Here is an 18,116-nt window from a genome sequence, read left to right as displayed (position 1 = left end):
ATCGCACGGTTTCCCCCTCCTTTATTGCAAGCGGTTTCATTTGTATGATTCAAATATATTCAATATGGAGTAGGATTCATTCCATAATTTCTTCATTCGCATAAAAGTTATCTTCAGGTCAGCAAAAAGGAGATGTTCCCGTCGAGGGGACGGGCGGATATCATAATGTGGAGAAAATGTACTTTCCCGTCGTCTCGCCAATCACCAATTCCGGCTCCACGAGGGTCTTAATGTATTTTCCGGGTTGGCCGTCATCACTGTTTATGACCTCAAGCAGCGTGTTTGCCGCCCGGTAGCCCATATCTCGTTCAAACTGTTTAACATGCGTGAATGTGCTGTATCCTTCGATGATGGAAGTCGGATCGTCAAAACTGATGATGGATATGTCCTCAGGCACCTTCAAACCGGCTTGACGTGCCATCTGATGGATTTTCACGCCAAGACTCCCGTTTAGCGTAATATAGGCTGTTGCCATTCGATTTTGGATATATCGGTACAGTGGATGTGCTTCAGCTTGCTCAAGACTTCCGATTTCAAAACCGGTTACGATGTGGGCCGGGTTAATGAGGGATCCCTTTTCCTTTAAGGCATTCATATATCCGTCGATCCGCTCTTGAACGGTAACGGTTTGTATAGGCGAATCAGAGCATATGGCGATTTCACGGTGCCCCAGATCCCATAAGTAATTGACGGCCAGGTTAGCGCCAAGCCTACCGTCTGATGCGATATAATGAGTTTCCACCCCTGGAAGGTAACGGTCGATGAGAACAAACGGAAATCCCGCAAATTTCATGCTTAATATTTCTTCATTGAATAATTCCTCGTCAACCGGGAAAATCAGCAGCCCTTCCACACCAATTTTACTGCATGTCTGGATCGCCTCTTTTTCCTTCTCAATGCTGCCCTCCGATAAATAGATCACGAAACGGTAATCGTTTTCATTTAGTGCTTGCTGAATCCCCTGGACAAGTCTAATGGTAAAATAATCATAAATGCTGGGCATAATCAGACCGATCAGCTTCGTCTGCATTTCTCCGCTGGTTTGATTGGTTTGCTTTTCTGCACTTTTAGAAGATGTCGTCGGAATTTCATATTCCGGATCGCTTACAAAGGACCCCTTACCGGGCACCCTTGTAATGATTCGTTCATTAACCAAACCGGACAAGGCATGCACGACAGTAATTTTGCTTACTCCGAAACGCTCCATAAGTTCCTTTTCCGTAGGGATACGGTCTCCAACCTTCAATACCTGGGACGTGATCAAATCACGTATATACTCTTGAACCATCTGATACAAAGGTATTCTGTCCGCTGAGTTCATCCGAATCACCACATTTCATATCAATATATTCAATATATAAAATACGAAAGATGCAAGTGGTTTATTCCATGTCCTTTCTTTGTTCGTCCTAATAAATAACGGGACAGCACAGATTGGGTTCTGGACTGTCCCGTTATTTGTTTAATTAATGATATATAAAATCCAACAGTCAGGCTTCTATATTAACGCGTTTGCTGAAACAGTGGCGGCCCGATAATCAGTGTGTCATTCTGCTCGGCAGTCCCCCAATTTCCCCGAGTGAATGTTGGCCGATTTCTCACAAGAAATCGTCAATACCCCCAGGTGCGAAAGTAAAAAGAATACGCGCCATTTCGGATTAGAAAGAGTGTTTTACCGCCTTAGCCTTATTTATAGTGCAAACGTTAAACCGATCAACTGTTCACTAAGGCTCCAGAGTCGGTCGGCCGCCTTGGGATCCACCGCATATGGCATCACGCCGGAGTCCGTTAATGTCGAATTGTTGTCCAAATGAAATTCATTCTCTGCATCCTGTCCCAGAGGGGCAACATCGCAGTTCTCGCAATAGACGCCGCCCATATTGTCAAGCTGTGGGCTCGTCGCACACCATACACTGGTAGCAGCCCCTTGCCCTACCGTCTTGAGATTTTTCGCCGGATCGAGGACCGGCTGTCCATTCTCGTCGATGACGCCAGACGCATGAAGTTCCTCCCTCGAAAGATGCTTTTCGAGACCGGTACCAACGATGCTGCCTGGATGAAGGGAAAAGGAGCGGACGCCGTTGGCCTGGCCGCGTTGGTCCAGTGCAACCGCGAATAGAATGTTAGCTGTCTTCGACTGACCATAGGCCGCCCAGCGGTCATACTCACGTTGTTCGAAGTTGGGATCATCGAACACGACAGGCGAAAAGTGATGCCCCCAGGACGAGACGGAAACCACGCGTGCGCCGTTCGCTTTGCGCAGCGCGGGCCAAAGCCGGGCTACAAGCTGGAAATGGCCCAGATGGTTCGTCGCGAATTGCGATTCATATCCTCGCGAGTCGCGTTTCATGGGAGATGCCATAATGCCTGCGCTGTTTACCAGAATGTGCAACGGCTGGCCGGAAGCAAGAAACTTCTCTGCAAAGGCATCGATTGAGGCAGGGTCCAGCAAGTCCATCATTTCAATTTCAATACCGTCAATGCCCGCAAGCGCGGCCGCGGCTTTGTTGCGGTCACGTGTCGGCACGATAACCTTGGCTCCAGCAGAACTTAGCACACGCGCGGTTTCAAGACCGAGCCCGGAATAGCCGCCCGTAACGATGGCGATTTTGCCGGACAGGTCGATACCCTTGATGACATCTTCTGCTGTCGAGGAAGCTCCAAACCCGGAACCGATGGGTGCCTGCTTAGTTGTCATATAAAAGATCTCCTTTTTAAATGCTCAAATTTTATAAAGCTGAAAGTTTATTTGAAGAATCCGAAAATGTTCCAATGCATAAGGTTCGTTTTTTTAGGCTGTTTTTATCATAGAAGCTATCCCCTTTTTTTGATATTTAGACAAAAAACGTAATTTGTCTATGTGTACATTCTATACAACTAGACATTGTTTGTAAAGTGTATAATAATAAATTTATGGACGACAAAAAGAAGCTTCATATACTATCCGTTGCATTGGACGTTTTCTTCAAGTATGGCTATAAGCGAGTGTCAATGAACGAAATAGCGGAAGCCGCCGGTATTTCGCGTGCGAGTCTCTATCTTTATTTTAAGAACAAGGAGGAAGTTTTTAACGCGAGCATTCTACTGTACGGCGACAATCTCATCGAAGAAATAATGGAAGGTCTCCCTTCAAAACAAACGCCTGAAGAGAAAATGTTATACGCGTTTGAAGTGTGGTCTATAAACAATTTCGATCAATCATTGAACTCGCCGGAAGTAAAAGAAGTGACCGACAGCTCTTTCTCGTTCGCTCAGGAGGCACTCGATGCGAGCTACAGCAAGCTAGAAGTCATTCTGACCTCTATTTTGGAATCGCGATCGAAATCCAACGGCAGCCCAAGCAGCCTATCTTCAGAGAAATTGGCGCATCTTTTAACAAGCGCATTGCGCGGGTTTAAATTAGTCGCGAGAGACTCCTCCGAACTTCGACAAATGATTGAAGATTTGCTCCGGGTTATTCTTATCTCTTAGAGAGGAATATGGCTCGTCTCTTCAGGGAAAGCAGACTATAGCAACGAATCGCAAAACTCTGCGTAAATTGAAGTGTGCCGACGAAAATGGACTAAGTTGAAGTCACTTATTAAAATGAAACTAAGGCTGCCAGCTACTGGCAGCCTTTTCATTTTAGAAATGTGTGGTGTATTGTTGGAGGACCTTTATTCTTGGCGTTACTTAATTCCAAACAAATCCTTGCATAGTCTTTTCAAATTAGAGCATAACTAAATTAATTGAGGAAATCGTAGGAATTGTACATTCGGATAGCCGCGACTAAGAATATCGGCCATTAAAAATAAGAACGAACCGATCGAGCAAATTGATCTGTATGGCGAAGAAATTCCGGATGTAAACAGAACCGTTCTGAGCGCTTGGGGAAAACTTGTATCTGGCGTGTGACCATTGCTATAGTCGGGGACCTGGCATACCCGAAAAAATATGTTCATGGAGCAGTAAAGAACGAAAATTGAGAAAAGTGGTTGCAAACTAATAACAATATTTAAAACTAACGATACCTATTGTAGGGAGACACGAACATGAGATTGACAAAAAATAACGGCCTCTACCAGCTCACGTTTATGATGCCAAATTTTTTCCCAGTGAGCTGTTATTTCGTCGAAGAGGAAGACGGATTAACGCTGATCGATACCGCTCTGCCGTATAGCGTGAAAGGCATCATGAACACGGCGGCTCAAATCGGCAAGCCGATTACCCGAATCGTGCTGACCCATGCGCATAACGACCATATCGGAGCTTTGGATGGACTGAAATCCATGCTTCCTGACTCGCAGGTTTATATTTCAGAGAGGGATGCGAGATTGCTGAAAGGAGATGCAACACTGGAGCCGCAGGAGCATCAGACGCCGATCAAAGGCAGGGTTCCGAAGCCAGGCAAAATCATGACGAAGCCCGATGTGCTGCTGCGCGCATTTCTGGATAAGCGAAGCGGCGCACTGATCGCGGGGGATGCGTTTCAGTCTAAAGGCGGCCTGGCAGTATCGGGCCGGATGAAACTATTGTTCCCATTTCCAGCTATGGCAACCTGGAGCAAGGAAACGTCGGTTAGCTCCGCGCGCAAGCTGCTGGAGTTGAACCCTACGCTGTTGGCGGTCGGCCACGGACCGATGCTGGAACGTCCACAGCAAGCTATTGCCCATGTAATTGCGGATGCCGAGAAGGCGCTGCGCGGGAGCGTGGGCAAAGGAAGTCGCAGCCATGCCTAGAGCTGGTTTTGATGAGACAGCGGTACTTATAAGCAAAATATTCTCCTCCTAATACCGATTTGTTTTCAAGAAGAGCTGACGATCAGAGTTTTTATCGAATGATTTGTAATCCTCTATTCTTTCAAGTTAGCCCTAGTCTTTGTAACCTCCCCTACACAAAAAAACAGGCTTCCGATGATTTTGGAAGTCTGTTTCATAATCGATCTGCTGATTTTAAGGTATAGCGAAATCGATAACCAACATGAATTAAGGATGTATTATTTCAATTTAGCGACGGCTACAGCTACATTCTCCAGCTGTGTGTTCGAGAGGGAATGATCCTGCGAGTAGAGCGTAACAAAACGGTCATCGAGTTTAAATGTCAGCATTGCGATATCGCTTGGTGTATACCATTTAGCCTGCACCCCATTGGAGAGCGTGACGTTTTTACCATCATATTCGAAAGAGTAGTCCCGGGGCGATATCTCTACATTCATGTGGTTAAAAGTAAACTTAACCGAATCGCCACCAGCAGCTACTTTCTGGAAACTATCGTTTTTTGCCGCCTGCATTGGCGCATAAGCCGTAGTAAAGCCGTCGAATTTCGCGAACTCACCCTTAATGGCCTGAATTTGGGAAGACGAGTAAGTGACAGCCACAAGGTCGGTTCCCGTATGGTTTCCTGTGTTCCCATTGTTAGGTGTGGAAGGCGTATCAATAGTGATGACACCGGTATGGCTATTATAATTAACCGATGCCTTCAATGCCTCAGACAGGGCACGAACCGGAAGATAAGTCGAATCGTTGTAGACGATTGGGGCCAATTTGTTTCCATTTTCCATCCGTCGGTACAAAGGTCTTTCCGTTGATTTCAAAACTGATATTATGCTTGAGGTAGGCGGAAATTTTCTGCAAGTTGCTACCGGCATAGACCCCTGCTGCCCCAGAAACGGTCATTCCTACGACAAGTGCAGCCATAATAGTTCCTTTAACACGATTTTTCATGATTATTCTCTCCCTTATTGTTTATTGCCTGCCGGAGCAAGCTCTATGTCTTTTGTACTTGGTAGAACTCTAACCTTCTTCGTGTACCCGTTTATCTCGTTTAAGGCGGGTGTTCCTTATGTATCTAACTATAGAGCGACTTTATCTCCAAACTATCTCCGAATTGTATCCGACTTGTAAACATTTTGGGTCGAAATCACGATGAACAATTGAAACCCAGGAATTTTTTTCAAGGACATCAGCAACAATTTTATATGTCAATTTTGACACATGCTTGGACATTTTAAGGTATAATTCTTCTGTACGAACCGCAAATCGCGCATCAGTGCTAAATCAATGAAGGAGCGGTGAACAGAATTATGAAATATTCGTATTTAGGAAAGTCAGGATTAAAGGTCAGCCGACTGTGTCTGGGCACGATGAATTTCGGTTGGAATACGGAAGAGAAGGATGCTTTTCGCATTATGGATGCTGCGCTTGATGCGGGCATCAATTTCTTTGACACGGCCAACCAATACGCGTTGGGCCGAACCGAGGAGATTATCGGCAATTGGTTCAAACAAGGTGGAGGTCGCCGTGAGCGCATTGTGCTGGCAACGAAAGTTTACAATGATATGCATGACGACAACGACGGTCCGAACCGTGAGGCCGGTTTGTCTGCATATAAAATCCGCCGCCATCTTGAAGGCTCGCTGCGCCGTCTACAAACAGACCATATCGAGCTGTACCAAATGCACCATATCGACCGGAACGTGAGCTGGGCCGAACTGTGGAATGCATTTGAAATCGCTGCTGACCAAGGCAAAATTGGATACGTCGGATCGAGTAACTTCGCCGGCTGGGATATCGCGGTTGCTCAGGGCGAAGCTAAAGCTCGCGGTATGCTTGGCCTTATATCCGAACAGCATAAGTATAATTTATTATGCCGCCTTCCGGAGCTTGAAGTGCTTCCCGCATCGCAAAGCCTCGGGCTTGGCGTTATGCCGTGGAGTCCGTTGGACGGCGGGCTTCTTGCGGGCAATGCGCTGCGCGGCGACTCGGGCAAACGCAGTGGCGATACCGTGCGGCTGGAACAGCACCGGTTGCAGCTCGAAGCATTCGCCAAGTTGTGCGATGAGCTTGGAGAGAGAGAAGATGTCGTCGCCCTTGCCTGGCTGCTCTCCAACCCGGCAGTGACCGCGCCGATTACCGGCGTGCGTACCATGGAGCAGTTCGATCGCACGCTGCGCGCAATCGAGTTAGAGCTCAACGAGGCGACGCTGAAGCGTCTCGACGAAATTTTCCCGGGTCCTGGCGGCGAGGCTCCACAAGCTTATGCTTGGTAATTTTTCGTTTAGGTCATGATGGTAGGTTAGCGGCAGCCTTTATTTCCAACACTGGCTGCCGCTAATTTTATAACACTCATGCATCCGTGGTTCATAACGGTATCAAATGGTCGCAAGAAAGCTGAAAAAGGCCGCCATGCGGCAGCCCCTTGAAATTCAACATTAAAATATTCTCAGCTTATTTTAAGCTTTAAGGGACCATCCGGATTGCTTGATCAGGTTGGTGACAAGCTCCTCGTCGAAGACGATTCCAAAACCGGGGGTGGCCGGAATATGAATCTCTCCGTTTTCGATTCGATAGCCTGATACATCCATGCCTTCAATGGTAATGTCGTCATATTCCACAAATTCGAAGTTTAGCACCGCAGCTGACAAATGCCCCGACGCGTAAATCCCGTAAGCATTGCCGTAACAATGAGGCGCGGACCGCAAACCATGGGCATCCAGCTTTTCGCCTAATTCCATCCAATGTGTGAAACCCGGCGAGATGATATCGTACTGCAGCACATCGACACATCCGCGAATCGCCCACTCCACGAGATGCGGTGAAGCAAGCCCTTCCCCGTCTGCGATGAGCACATTCTGTCCGCGTTGCCGGAGCCATTCCTTCAGGTCCTCGTACAAGGCTTCATCCTCATGGAACGCTTCTTCCAGCCAATACAGGTTCACATCCGTCAAAGCCGCCAATACTTCTTTGGTTAAGTTCAAATTATAGGCATTATTTGCATCGATCATAATTTTGCCTGTGGGACCCGCCACTTCTGCAATCCCCCGTACGATCGCAATATCCCGTTTCGTCCCTTCCCAAAGCGGCATATGGCGTCCGCCTCGGCCAACCTTAATCAATCTTAAAATGACGCTGGCCCTTCGCAAAGCCTTGTGTCGCTTCTTCTTGCATCAATACGACGGCTGCCTTCTCATCGGAAAGATGCAAATCGTCGAAGTATAGAGAGGTGTCATAACACGGGACAACGAATGGGACTCCCCTTTCCAAGTTGGCACCCGATACCAAGTCATATACTGGTTTGCCTTGTCTCTGTCCTAACCAATCTAACACCGGATATTCCAATGGCAAGCGATACGCTTCGTGCAGTCTGCCCCTGTCATCAAATAAGTCAAGCAATCTGCGGCCGATGATGCCTTCGGCCCACTCCGGCGTCATATGTATCGAACTGCCGTAACCCGTTTGTCCATCGATCGTAATTCTGGCGATATCGACTGTACAGCTTTTGCCATGAATACCGATTCTGCCATTGGCCCCAGCGCTTCTGGATCGTTCCCCCCTTAACTTGGCGAATTCGATTTTTTCCACGATCCAATCCGATTGTATACCCGTAATATTCATAAGATCCCCCTCCTTAATCAACTCGGCGGTTTCATTTCCCAATGATTCAAATAATTGACCACATTAAAGAACTATACGCGGTTAGCAGCCTAGGGTATTCGTCTGTCACAATTCGTCATACTCTCTCTATATTTACCGGGTGTAATCCCTTCGACTTTCTTAAAAACTCTAATGAAAACGCTGTCACTTGTATAGCCGACCATCTTGGCGATCTGTGCGTTGGTCAGCCCAGGATCCGACATCAGTTTCTTTGCGTGATCCATCCGTACGACTGTCAGGTAGTCGTTTAAGTTCTGCCCACTTACCCTTTTAAAAAATTGTGAGATATATTGCGGTGTGATTTGCAAATGCTCAGACAATAAATTTAGGCTCATGTTGGGATCGGCGTAATTCGCTTGAATACAAGCCTGTATTTGCATAAGGAGCTGTTCACTGTGGTCACTCCGTTCCAATTTGAATGATTCGGCAGCCGATAAATACAGGTCCTTCGCTTTTTCAAACATCTCATCGGTTGTTTTACAGGAGAGCAGGAAACGTACAGGATGTATGTCGCCCTCTGTAAGCCTACGGTACGCCGGAGTATCCGAAGTCATGATACGCAACAGGGTACTGGCGAGACTGAATAATAGGCATCTCCCCAGCTCAGGAGTGATAGATTCGTCGCTAAAATTCATATCGAACAACTGTTTAAGCAGAAGGACAACCTGCTCTTTGTCACCGCTTCGAACACAATTGATTAACTGCAGCTCGGTTTCGACGGGGTAATAATATTGCAGCTTTTGCTGGCGGATATCTTGATAATAAAAGATCGACAGCTGCCCATTTACCATCCTGTACTCCAAGGCGGCAGCCGCCTCCAAATAGGCTTCTCCAATCTGATGCTGCCCCTCATGAACTCCGCTTATGGCTATACTGATCTCCAGCTTGAATCGGGTCTCCAAAATGCGGTGCAATTCGGTGACGATGTCCTTAACCCGGCAAGTCGGATGCCCCAACTGATCAGGCAACAGATTGACGAGCAGGGCCAGCCGGTTTTTCTCCAGGTCTATGGTATGTATCGTATGCAAGTCGTAGATAGAATCTTCAGCCAAATTGGAGATAATAAATCGGACCAATGCCCATTGTTTTTCACTTTGGTTCGGTGCGAACCGGGTCAAGTCGTCCACTTGAACGAGAATGACGGCAAAATGGGGAAACGGAAACTGGATGCCCATAAATTCCAGCGATTGTTTCATCTGCTCTGGAGGCTCATAATAGCCTTGAAGCACACGATGCAAATAATTCGAACGAAGCAATGGCAGCTGCTGGGTAAGCTTGTTCTTAATACTTCTCTCCTCGTCCCAGGAAACCTTCATCATTTCCATGATGTAGTCAAATTCATCACCAGCCGCTTTCCGGGGATGGAACTTTCCGGCCGGTATCGCCTCTACAATTCTTTTGATTGGAAAATAATTTCTATATGTGATTCCATACGCTGCTGCGCTCCCTACAAGGATGCATAACAAGAGAAGCCACATCGCAAGATGCTCCATTTGTTTTAATTTATGCAGATATAAATTCAATGGCATCACATCAATATAGTACCATCCGACTTGTTCCGAGGTGGTGAATGATACCATCACATCTTGACCGTTCAGATTGGTATTGAGTAGACCGGTATTCGACTTAAGTTCGTTCAATATGGATTTTGATAAAGGGCTGGCACCGGGTGTACTGCTGATGAGTTCATGATTTTGGTCCACGATATAAACGGAGCTCCCGTTTGCGGACTCGATTTTTCGTGTCATTTCGTGAATTTTGGCTTCATCGATCAGAACGACAAGGCTCCCTTTAATCGTGGAGGTGTCTTCGACAGGCAGCGATTGCATAAAGGTAATTACTTTCATAGGGTCATTCTTCAAGCTGCTGTTTCGCTGTAAGGTCGCAGCCGGCAGGTAAGTTTGACTATGGTAACTGATCATCTGTTTACGCCATTCTTCATAGGTAAGATGATCAAAGCTGTAATATTTATCGTAAAAGCTGTGCGAATCGGTCACGAGGTTCGGTTTGATCACAGAATCACTTCGGTCCAAAAAAATATAGAAATCGTAAACAAAATTGTTGGTCATGTGGGAGTACATTTTTAAATAGTCTCTTGAAAACTGTACCAGATGATATCGTTCGGATAAGTTTTTGCTCTGCGTATCCAATAAATAACGCAGCTTAGGATTAAGTATCATTTGATTGGATAAATGTTCAATATCTTTAAGATTGCTGTCTATATTGAGACGCATTTGCTCCAGCATGCCAAGATTGGAACGTTCCGCATTTGCTTTCATGATATGTTCAAACTGGGTATAGAAAACAAACCAGATGATGATGGGAAGCAGGAGCAGCAGACAATTGGATACGAGCATCCTGATGAATAGGCTTCTTCTTTTGCTTCCGGCATTCTTTTTTCGGATGAATGAAAACATTGCGATCCTCCTAGTATAGAAAAGCTTGCTCACTCCCTATAATTCGGGAAGAGCAAGCTTACTCCCTTCGTTGGATGACCGATTCGTGTGACGATCATTCTTTTAACGCACCGATCAGGACACCGTGCACAAAATACTTTTGCAGAAACGGATACAGACATAATATCGGAAGTGTGGAAATGATAATTGTTGCATACTTGATCGTGATTCCGATGTCTAACCGATCTGAGGCCGCTGCATCGGTCGTCATGCTGTCCGTACTGTTTGAGATCAGAATTTCACGGAGAACTAGCTGTAGGGGAAATAACTCCCGGTCACGCAAATAAATCAATGCGCTAAAGTACGAATTCCAATGTCCGACGGCGTACCACAAAATCATGACGGCTATAACGGGCATCGAGAGAGGAACAATGATCCGGCTCATGATGGTCCAGTCGTTCGCTCCGTCGATCCGCGCGGATTCCTCCAGACTCACAGGTACCGCTTGAAATGCGGTTCGCATAATGATCAAATTAAATGAACTGACAGCCCCAGGCAAGAGAAGTGCCCAAGGCGTATCCAGCATACCGAGACTGTTCACCAGCAGAAACGATGGTATGAGCCCCCCATTGAACACCATCGTGATCACGATCATGAACATGATGGAATTGCTGAAATAGACGTTGCGGCGAGAAAGGGCATAGGCTCCAAGTGTTGTCATGAATAAGTTGATGGCTGTACCGCCAGCGACATAAAAAATCGTGTTTCGGTAACCGGTCAGGATCATCGGATTATCCATTACGGCTTTATATGCCTCCAAGTTAAATCCTTTAGGGTAAAACAGCATGCCGCGAAATCGGGCCATTTCTGTAGGATCGCTCAAAGAGGCGAACAATACGTAAAGGAACGGGTAAAGCGTGACGAAGCAAAGCAGAATCATGAAGCACGTGTTGACGCCGGAAAATATCCATTCACCCAGGCTGCGTTTGTGAAGCATACCGTTTCTCCTTTTACCATAATTTATGTTCACTCACTCGTTTGCTAATGGAATTGGCGAGTACGATCAGAATGAAGCTGATGACCGAATTGAACAGCCCCACGGCAGCGGTATAACCGAAATCGGCTCCAAGAATACCTTTTCTGTATACATAGGTGGAGATGACATCGGCCGTCTCATAGGTTATCGGATTGTACATGAGGATAATTTTCTCGCTCCCGACGGAAAGCATGGATCCAATATTGAGGATAAACATGATCACAATGGTTGGCATAATTCCGGTTAAGGTAATATGCAAGGTCTGTTTCCATCGCCCTGCTCCGTCAATCCGGGCCGCATCATAAAGCGTCGGGTCGATATTGGCAATAGATGCGAGATAGATGATAGAGCCCCATCCGATTCCCTGCCAGATGCCCGAGGAAATGTACATGAACCGAAACCATTCCGGCTCCTGCATGAAAGCAATCGGTTGAAGTCCAATCATGAGGAGAAGGTTATTCACCAGGCCGTCTCGGGCAAAAAAATCGATCATCATCCCTACCACAACGACGATGGAGATAAAGTGCGGGAGGTAACTTATCGTCTGTACGATCCGTTTAAAAAAGCCCTTCCGAATTTCATTAAGCAATAACGCAAGAATAATCGAAGCGGGAAATGCGAACAGCAATTCATAAATATTGATCAACAAGGTGTTCCGAATCAGTCTCCAAAAATAGTAATTTCCAAAAAAGCTTTTAAAATGATCGAGACCAACCCACGGACTTCCCCAAATGCCGTCTGCAAGCCCGTAATCTTTAAAAGCAATTTGCAGACCATACATCGGTCCGTAATGAAAAACGATATAGTAGGCAATGACAGGCAGCAGTATAAGATAAATGTAACGATTTCGGATTATGTCCCTTTTAATGATGCTCCATTTCGTGTCTGCCCGGTTCCCCGTTGCCGTCGTCACCATATTTCCCTGCACATTAGGCATGGCTTACTCCTTCTTTGAACACGGGAGAACGGCAAGCCGCAAGCTTTCCGCCTCCAGTTTAGTAGGCTTTTTAGCGGTTGTTGTAGCGTTCCAATCCGGATTGCTGCATTTTGATCGCATCGTCGAGCCCCATGCTTTTCAGGGTAGCGACATACTCATCGAACTTATTTAGCGATTCTGCGCCCATAATAAATTTAACGATCATTTCATTTTTGTAGGTGTCAACATCGTTCATGATCGAGGCATATCGGCTGTTGTCTTCCCTGGCGATAGTGATCGGAGGCATTCTCTTTTCATTCGAAGGTTCTGCCCAGACGGTTAGAGCCTCTTGCTGCTCCGGTCTGGCCGCATATTGCTCCATGTAGCGTACATCCTGCAAAAACGGACCGGCATCAGCGGACAAGACATGCTGTTTAAGGGATTGCGCAAGCGGCAATCCATCCGGATTGTTCATGACCGAGTCCGTATACTTCGGATAACCGTTCTCCATCGTATAGGAGACGCCTTCTTTACCGAAGTTCATGATCATTCGACCTTCTTCACTATAGAAGTAATCGAGGAATTTTACAGTTTCTTTTACGTGCTTGTTGCTTCCGGTAATAGCCGTGAATATGCCTACAATTTGATTGTCCATTTGACCGAATATCGGTTTATCGCCGGACTTCAATGTCGGATAAGGTGTGGCCGCAAGCTTGAATTGCGGTTCCTTGGACTCCATTAAATCCATAAATCTGCCCAAGCCACCGCCTACTGCCATAACAGCCGCACCGACCTGATTGCCGGTCATTTTGGCATCGTACATTTTGCTGTCATTGGCTGCAAAGTCTTTGTCCAGCAAGCCCTCATTGTACCAACGGTTCATGGTGGTAAGGTACTCCTTATATTCGGGTTGAACGGGGCCATATTTGACCGTATTTCCTTCATGATAAAAGCCGTTCGGGATTCCAAAAACACCAGTAAAAGCAAGCTCGCCTGCTCCGATCATGATCGGAATTTCATCGGCCTTTCCGTTGCCGTTGGGATCTTGCTCCTTAAACGCTTTCAAAACGGTGTACCATTCGTCGATCGTTTTAGGAATAGGCAATCCCAACTTGTCCAGCCAATCTTTACGTATAACCGGACCGTCGTGAGTTTGCAGTTTTCTAACGGGGCGGATGAACGGGAAGCCGATAATATCACCATTATCTGTCGACGCCTGCCTTCTCCATTCCGGGTTCTCGTCCAGCAGCTTTTTGAAGTTAGGCGCATTATCCAAATAGTCGTTTAATGGAATGATTTTACCATCCTGAATCGCTTTTTGAGCGCCTCCCGGATAATTATTCCACGAATACTCCACGACATCCGGCAGCGATTTTGAGGCCATCATCAAGTTGAATTGTTCACCACCTTGGCCTTGGGCCGGGTGTTGATAATCGATTGTGACACCGGTGTTCTTTTCGATTTCTTTAATAGCTGTAATCTCTCCATAGCTTTTCATAATGGCCGCTGCGTCCTTATGCATCTCTTTCCAATACGATAAGTGGCTCAAAGGTTCGGTTGTCTCTGCGGATTTCGTACTCCCCTTTGCGTTCTCCTCACTGCTGCAGCCGGCCATCGCTATGGCGGCTAGCCCCAAACATAAAACGGGTGCAAGCTTATTGATTATTTTCCTGCTCATCTGCATAAATCGTAGCTCCTCCTCAATTTTAGATGTGCTTTTGCCATATTCAGCATAAAGGATGGTGGTTTCTCCCGAAATCGTACAAAATCAGAAAAGGTTTGCCGTTATTAAGATCGACTACTTGCGAAAATAAAACTGAATCGACCATATTAATGAATATAGACGAAAACGCGTTGGTTTCCTTGTCTTTCTTCGGCTGCGTAACCTGTTGTTGTCGTCGGATTTGACAGGTACATCTATCGTTAGAATATAAAAAGCCGCAGGTGTGCGGCTTTTTGCTGTGGTTCTTTTGTACAAAATAAAGAGCACATTGTTCAAGATCGTTCTACAGGAATGCCTTACACTAATGCTAAAGAGGTTCTGATCCAAATCGATGGAGGATGTTCAATGAATCATGCATGGACCTATGTCCGCCTTGCCGCCGTATCCGTGTTTTGGGGAGCCAGTTTTAATGCCGGTGAGCTGGCCTATGCAAGCGATGTCCCCTTTGACGGTCACCGCTTGGAGATTCCTCATAGCCGCCGCACTCATGCTGTTGCTTCTATTTGTGAAGGAAAAACCATCGTGGAGCACTGTTCATTCCTCGATCTGGGTCTATATTGTACTTGGGGTTGTCGGTGTTTTCGTAACGAATGCTCTGCAGTTCACAGCCTTGAAGTATACACCGCCGCTTCATCCTGCCTTGATTATGGCTACTAACCCAATCGTAACGGCATTTTTGGCGGTGCCTTTGCTGAAAGAAAACATCCGTAAGGGCCAAATCATTGGGATGTTGTGCTCGATCGCCGGTGTTCTTATGGTCATTACCATGGTGTACTGGGACGGAAGTTTCTGACCGACAGCACCCCGCTCGCCACCTCAGCCATAACCATGGCTATTGCTACCATTTGCTTTCTGCCTTTTCTGAATTTCCCCTCATCGGGTATATCGCAAACGACACTCACAACAGCATGGATTTGCATTTTCTTTATGGGGACATTTGGCGCTGTTTTGACTTTTCTTTGGTGGAATCAAGGCATACAGAAGGTAGGTGCAAACCGTACTTCCGTATTCTTCAACCTGGTTCCTGTCGTAACACTGATGATTTCTGTACTGATGGGGCAGCCGGTAGGTTGGGTTCAAATAGTCGGTACCTTCATGGTCATATTGGGTGTTGTCACCGCAGTACGGACAAAACGAACGGGGCCGAGTAGAAATCATGGGCAAAAGCCAACCATCACCGCTCCCGGCCCTAACAACTAAACTCTTTGAGAAGTTTCAAGTGCCTCAGCATGCCTGCTGCTCTGATAATCACTTAGTAAACGCTGCATTTTTTCCATCGTGCCATCTTGATGAGGAACATGAATGGAGACGGTCAAATTCGGATCATTTGAATACTGAAACGAAACAAGATCAAAATTCAACTTCCCGAGATTCGGACAGTGCAGCGTCTTTGGAGCATCTATGGCATCGAGTACTTCATGATCGTCCCAAAACTCCCGAAACTCCCTGCTAACTTGGGACAAGGCGTCGAACTGTTCGGACCACCAGGGGTCGTCACCGTGACGCGCATAACCGGCATGAAAATTAGCGACAATCCGTCGCGCATGCAGTTCCCATTGTTCTCCCTTAGCGTAACGGAAGCGGGGTGACGTAAACGTCATCCATACAAAATTCCGCTCCCGATCTGATATAGCGGCCAGCTCCCCATTCAACGCGCAATAAGCTTCATTCCAGGCAATGACGTTCATACGTGCATCCATGACATTTGCCGCGGACAGGTTTTGGCTATCTAGAAAGCGTTGAAGTTCCGGTGTAACCTTAGATGTTTTCTTGGTTTCAACCAAGGGATATTGCTTACGGGCCAGATGATACAGATGTCTGCGTTCCGATTCATCTAACCGGAGCACTTCTGCTATCCGATCAAGGATTTCTACGGATACGTTAATATGACGTCCCTGTTCCAAGTAGGTATACCAATCCAATCCCACACCTGCCAACAGAGCCACCTCGCCTCGGCGAAGTCCGGGTGTCCGTCTGCGTCCGGAATCCGGCAATCCTGCTTGCTTAGGTGTTATCCTTTCACGCCGTGAGCGTAAAAATCGAGATAATTCCTCGTATCGGTCCAATCTCTTCGACATAATCCCCATGCCCCCTACTATATTCATGAACGTAGGACTCCCAATCCTACGATAACCAGATCTCTTCCTAGCCTCTTCAGGTTTCATTAAACTCAGTTTATGTCCTCCATAGGAGGAAAAGCAAGAATGGATAAGACAGTGATCGCCCCAACCTGTTCTTTTCCATTCGAACCAATCTGATTGAGGTGATGACAATGAAAGTAGCCGCCATTGTCGGCAGCATCCGCAAGGAATCTTTTAATTTAAAGCTAGCTTACTATATTCAACATCGTTATAAGCATCTTTTCCAATTGGATGTGTTGAATATCCGGGATCTTCCCTTTTACGATCAGGATACGGAGTCCGCTCCGCCGCAGACGGTTATCGATTTCAAGGGCAAAGTCGCTGAAGCCGACGCGGTGTTATGGGTCACTCCTGAGTATAATTCAACCATTCCAGGTGTCATGGTAAATGCGATTGACTGGTTATCCCGCGTTGACCAAGTGATGGTCGGTAAGCCCTCTTGGATCGTAGGCTCTTCCATGGGTCTGCTGGGATCGGTGAAAGCTCTGGGCCATCTGCGTGATATACTGTTTTCTTCCGGCATTTCATCGCCGCTGTTACCGGGAAATGAAGTATACATCGGCCTTGTGCATGAAGAAAATTAATGAGAAGGGTGAGTTGACCGATGAACCTACGATTAAGTACCTGGATCTCGTATCCGGGAATTTCGTGAAATGGGCAAAGGAACAATCCCGATTAAAGCAGCTGCAAAGTCAAGTATAAACGAGAATCTGGAGGAAAAAGATGTTTGAACATATTGTACTATTGAAATTCAAGCCCGATGTTTCGACTGCAAAAAAAGAAGAAGCCGTCATGCAAGTTTATGACTTTAAGGAAAACATTCCGGGTATCACACAACTAAACTTACCGCGTAGGAATGTAACGTTAACGGAAGGAGAAGGAGCAATAAGCGAGGGGTATACGCGTAGGGAATCCGCGTCTTCTTTTGAGAATCAACAGGCTTGCCAGGACTATATTCAGCATCCCCTGCATCAAGAGTTTTTGCAGACGATTGGCCCATATGTTGAAGGGATCATCGTTATGGACTACCCCTGGAAAGGTCAGGAATAGAAGAATACACATATTTTGTTAATAAAAAAAGCCGCATAACTGCGGCTTTTAAAATGGCTTAACGACCATGAGCACCAATACGGCAATCATCAGCAGCATGGCTGCCATCTCGATGGGTACGATCTTTTTTAGCTGCAGTCCGAATTCGGCAGGTATGTCATTACCTTGGTCTTGACGCTCAGCTATGGTTATTCTGATCTTTTTCATACGCGGCTCGATCCATCCGTCAATTAGTCCAACCATGAGAAGCGCTAAGAGAATGGATACATTCAGCCACATTTGGGATAACTCCATCTTGGTTATGATCATAAGCCCAACCCGGTCAGAATAAGTCCGGTTCCGCCAATTTTAGGCATGATGGCCAGTTTGGCCGTTATACCTAATACAAAGTGCAGCTGGCCGACCGTTCTGGCGGATCTCCGAATGAAGGGCGTTACGAAAGC

The 18,116-nt window shown here is 46.5% G+C and carries 18 protein-coding genes and 1 pseudogene; 7 read left to right on the top strand and 12 right to left on the bottom strand.

Going from position 1 to position 18,116, the window contains the following annotated elements:
• Positions 1-160: 160 nt before the first annotated feature.
• Both CPT76_RS08925 and CPT76_RS08920 read right to left on the bottom strand, forming a co-directional pair.
• Complete coding sequence (locus tag CPT76_RS08925) at positions 161-1,321, bottom strand: GntR family transcriptional regulator (RefSeq protein ID WP_105442667.1); 1,161 nt, start codon at positions 1,319-1,321, stop codon at positions 161-163.
• A gap of 369 nt (positions 1,322-1,690) precedes the next feature.
• Positions 1,691-2,698: an oxidoreductase gene (locus tag CPT76_RS08920; RefSeq protein WP_105442666.1), complete on the bottom strand. Its 1,008-nt coding sequence runs from the start codon at positions 2,696-2,698 to the stop codon at positions 1,691-1,693.
• Between the two features lie 215 nt (positions 2,699-2,913).
• Between CPT76_RS08920 and CPT76_RS08915 the strand changes: the two genes are divergently transcribed.
• Positions 2,914-3,471: a TetR/AcrR family transcriptional regulator gene (locus CPT76_RS08915; RefSeq protein ID WP_105442665.1), complete on the top strand. Its 558-nt coding sequence runs from the start codon at positions 2,914-2,916 to the stop codon at positions 3,469-3,471.
• Between the two features lie 560 nt (positions 3,472-4,031).
• Positions 4,032-4,718 (top strand): MBL fold metallo-hydrolase, encoded by a 687-nt coding sequence (locus CPT76_RS08910; RefSeq protein WP_105442664.1) that lies wholly within the window; start codon positions 4,032-4,034, stop codon positions 4,716-4,718.
• A 257-nt stretch (positions 4,719-4,975) separates the two neighbouring features.
• Here the strand turns inward: CPT76_RS08910 and CPT76_RS08905 are convergent, their stop codons facing one another.
• Both CPT76_RS08905 and CPT76_RS41310 read right to left on the bottom strand, forming a co-directional pair.
• Complete coding sequence (locus CPT76_RS08905) at positions 4,976-5,521, bottom strand: stalk domain-containing protein (RefSeq protein ID WP_308737549.1); 546 nt, start codon at positions 5,519-5,521, stop codon at positions 4,976-4,978.
• On the bottom strand, positions 5,466-5,702 hold the full coding sequence (locus CPT76_RS41310; protein ID WP_308737548.1) for a hypothetical protein: 237 nt from the start codon (positions 5,700-5,702) through the stop codon (positions 5,466-5,468). Before CPT76_RS41310 ends, CPT76_RS08905 begins: the two co-directional genes overlap by 56 nt.
• Positions 5,703-6,061: 359 nt before the next feature.
• On the opposite strand from CPT76_RS41310, the gene CPT76_RS08900 reads away from it, so the two are divergent.
• The gene (locus tag CPT76_RS08900; protein WP_105442663.1) at positions 6,062-7,027 is read left to right on the top strand and encodes an aldo/keto reductase; all 966 of its coding nucleotides are present in this window, start codon (positions 6,062-6,064) and stop codon (positions 7,025-7,027) included.
• 183 nt (positions 7,028-7,210) lie between these two features.
• Here the strand turns inward: CPT76_RS08900 and CPT76_RS39245 are convergent, their stop codons facing one another.
• The 6 genes from CPT76_RS39245 to CPT76_RS08875 all read right to left on the bottom strand — a co-directional run bounded on the left by CPT76_RS39245 (position 7,211) and on the right by CPT76_RS08875 (position 14,443).
• Positions 7,211-7,843 (bottom strand): enolase C-terminal domain-like protein, encoded by a 633-nt coding sequence (locus CPT76_RS39245; protein ID WP_258168225.1) that lies wholly within the window; start codon positions 7,841-7,843, stop codon positions 7,211-7,213.
• Between the two features lie 22 nt (positions 7,844-7,865).
• A complete protein-coding gene (locus CPT76_RS39240) occupies positions 7,866-8,372 on the bottom strand; it encodes an enolase-like domain-containing protein (protein ID WP_258168224.1) in 507 nt (168 codons plus the stop codon).
• 89 nt (positions 8,373-8,461) lie between these two features.
• On the bottom strand, positions 8,462-10,828 hold the full coding sequence (locus CPT76_RS08890; protein WP_105442662.1) for an AraC family transcriptional regulator: 2,367 nt from the start codon (positions 10,826-10,828) through the stop codon (positions 8,462-8,464).
• A gap of 94 nt (positions 10,829-10,922) precedes the next feature.
• Positions 10,923-11,804 (bottom strand): carbohydrate ABC transporter permease, encoded by an 882-nt coding sequence (locus tag CPT76_RS08885; RefSeq protein WP_076164814.1) that lies wholly within the window; start codon positions 11,802-11,804, stop codon positions 10,923-10,925.
• A gap of 13 nt (positions 11,805-11,817) precedes the next feature.
• A complete protein-coding gene (locus tag CPT76_RS08880) occupies positions 11,818-12,780 on the bottom strand; it encodes an ABC transporter permease (protein WP_105442661.1) in 963 nt (320 codons plus the stop codon).
• Positions 12,781-12,850: 70 nt separating this feature from the next.
• Positions 12,851-14,443, bottom strand: a complete 1,593-nt coding sequence (locus CPT76_RS08875; RefSeq protein ID WP_105442660.1) for an extracellular solute-binding protein — start codon at positions 14,441-14,443, stop codon at positions 12,851-12,853.
• Positions 14,444-14,891: 448 nt separating this feature from the next.
• On the opposite strand from CPT76_RS08875, the gene CPT76_RS08870 reads away from it, so the two are divergent.
• Together CPT76_RS08870 and CPT76_RS41955 are read left to right on the top strand one after the other, a co-directional pair.
• The gene (locus CPT76_RS08870) at positions 14,892-15,275 is read left to right on the top strand and encodes a DMT family transporter (RefSeq protein ID WP_181152747.1); all 384 of its coding nucleotides are present in this window, start codon (positions 14,892-14,894) and stop codon (positions 15,273-15,275) included.
• 35 nt (positions 15,276-15,310) lie between these two features.
• Positions 15,311-15,682 carry a DMT family transporter gene (locus CPT76_RS41955; protein ID WP_374954631.1) on the top strand — a complete coding sequence of 124 codons (372 nt, stop codon included), beginning with the start codon at positions 15,311-15,313 and terminating at the stop codon, positions 15,680-15,682.
• Here CPT76_RS41955 and CPT76_RS08860 read toward each other — a convergent pair.
• Positions 15,679-16,587 (bottom strand): helix-turn-helix transcriptional regulator, encoded by a 909-nt coding sequence (locus CPT76_RS08860; protein ID WP_258168222.1) that lies wholly within the window; start codon positions 16,585-16,587, stop codon positions 15,679-15,681. The two genes, CPT76_RS41955 and CPT76_RS08860, sit on opposite strands and share 4 nt — an antisense overlap.
• 167 nt (positions 16,588-16,754) lie before the next feature.
• On the opposite strand from CPT76_RS08860, the pseudogene CPT76_RS08855 reads away from it, so the two are divergent.
• Positions 16,755-17,325 (top strand): annotated as a pseudogene (locus CPT76_RS08855) (NADPH-dependent FMN reductase).
• Positions 17,326-17,346: 21 nt separating this feature from the next.
• The gene (locus tag CPT76_RS08850; protein ID WP_105442657.1) at positions 17,347-17,673 is read left to right on the top strand and encodes a Dabb family protein; all 327 of its coding nucleotides are present in this window, start codon (positions 17,347-17,349) and stop codon (positions 17,671-17,673) included.
• A gap of 48 nt (positions 17,674-17,721) precedes the next feature.
• Here the strand turns inward: CPT76_RS08850 and CPT76_RS41305 are convergent, their stop codons facing one another.
• Positions 17,722-17,952 (bottom strand): hypothetical protein, encoded by a 231-nt coding sequence (locus CPT76_RS41305; protein WP_308737547.1) that lies wholly within the window; start codon positions 17,950-17,952, stop codon positions 17,722-17,724.
• Between the last annotated feature and the right edge of the window lie 164 nt (positions 17,953-18,116).

The sequence above is a fragment of the Paenibacillus sp. AR247 genome, from assembly GCF_002968895.1.
GTDB classification, from domain to species: Bacteria; Bacillota; Bacilli; order Paenibacillales; family Paenibacillaceae; genus Paenibacillus_AQ; species Paenibacillus_AQ favisporus.
This window is presented reverse-complemented; position numbering and strand designations above follow the sequence as displayed.

Bases quoted from the DNA above. Each gene is read 5' to 3' on its own strand.
- CPT76_RS41955 (WP_374954631.1), top strand. From the start codon at position 15,311: ATGGCTATTGCTACCATTTGCTTTCTGCCTTTTCTGAATTTCCCCTCA.
- CPT76_RS08900 (WP_105442663.1), top strand. From the start codon at position 6,062: ATGAAATATTCGTATTTAGGAAAGTCAGGATTAAAGGTCAGCCGACTG.
- CPT76_RS08920 (WP_105442666.1), bottom strand. From the start codon at position 2,698: ATGACAACTAAGCAGGCACCCATCGGTTCCGGGTTTGGAGCTTCCTCG.
- CPT76_RS08915 (WP_105442665.1), top strand. From the start codon at position 2,914: ATGGACGACAAAAAGAAGCTTCATATACTATCCGTTGCATTGGACGTT.
- CPT76_RS08875 (WP_105442660.1), bottom strand. From the start codon at position 14,443: ATGCAGATGAGCAGGAAAATAATCAATAAGCTTGCACCCGTTTTATGT.
- CPT76_RS08885 (WP_076164814.1), bottom strand. From the start codon at position 11,804: ATGCTTCACAAACGCAGCCTGGGTGAATGGATATTTTCCGGCGTCAAC.
- CPT76_RS08870 (WP_181152747.1), top strand. From the start codon at position 14,892: ATGCCGGTGAGCTGGCCTATGCAAGCGATGTCCCCTTTGACGGTCACC.
- CPT76_RS08925 (WP_105442667.1), bottom strand. From the start codon at position 1,321: ATGAACTCAGCGGACAGAATACCTTTGTATCAGATGGTTCAAGAGTAT.
- CPT76_RS08860 (WP_258168222.1), bottom strand. From the start codon at position 16,587: ATGAATATAGTAGGGGGCATGGGGATTATGTCGAAGAGATTGGACCGA.
- CPT76_RS41305 (WP_308737547.1), bottom strand. From the start codon at position 17,952: ATGTGGCTGAATGTATCCATTCTCTTAGCGCTTCTCATGGTTGGACTA.
- CPT76_RS41310 (WP_308737548.1), bottom strand. From the start codon at position 5,702: ATGAAAAATCGTGTTAAAGGAACTATTATGGCTGCACTTGTCGTAGGA.
- CPT76_RS08850 (WP_105442657.1), top strand. From the start codon at position 17,347: ATGTTTGAACATATTGTACTATTGAAATTCAAGCCCGATGTTTCGACT.
- CPT76_RS08880 (WP_105442661.1), bottom strand. From the start codon at position 12,780: ATGCCTAATGTGCAGGGAAATATGGTGACGACGGCAACGGGGAACCGG.
- CPT76_RS08890 (WP_105442662.1), bottom strand. From the start codon at position 10,828: ATGTTTTCATTCATCCGAAAAAAGAATGCCGGAAGCAAAAGAAGAAGC.
- CPT76_RS39245 (WP_258168225.1), bottom strand. From the start codon at position 7,843: ATGCCGCTTTGGGAAGGGACGAAACGGGATATTGCGATCGTACGGGGG.
- CPT76_RS39240 (WP_258168224.1), bottom strand. From the start codon at position 8,372: ATGAATATTACGGGTATACAATCGGATTGGATCGTGGAAAAAATCGAA.
- CPT76_RS08910 (WP_105442664.1), top strand. From the start codon at position 4,032: ATGAGATTGACAAAAAATAACGGCCTCTACCAGCTCACGTTTATGATG.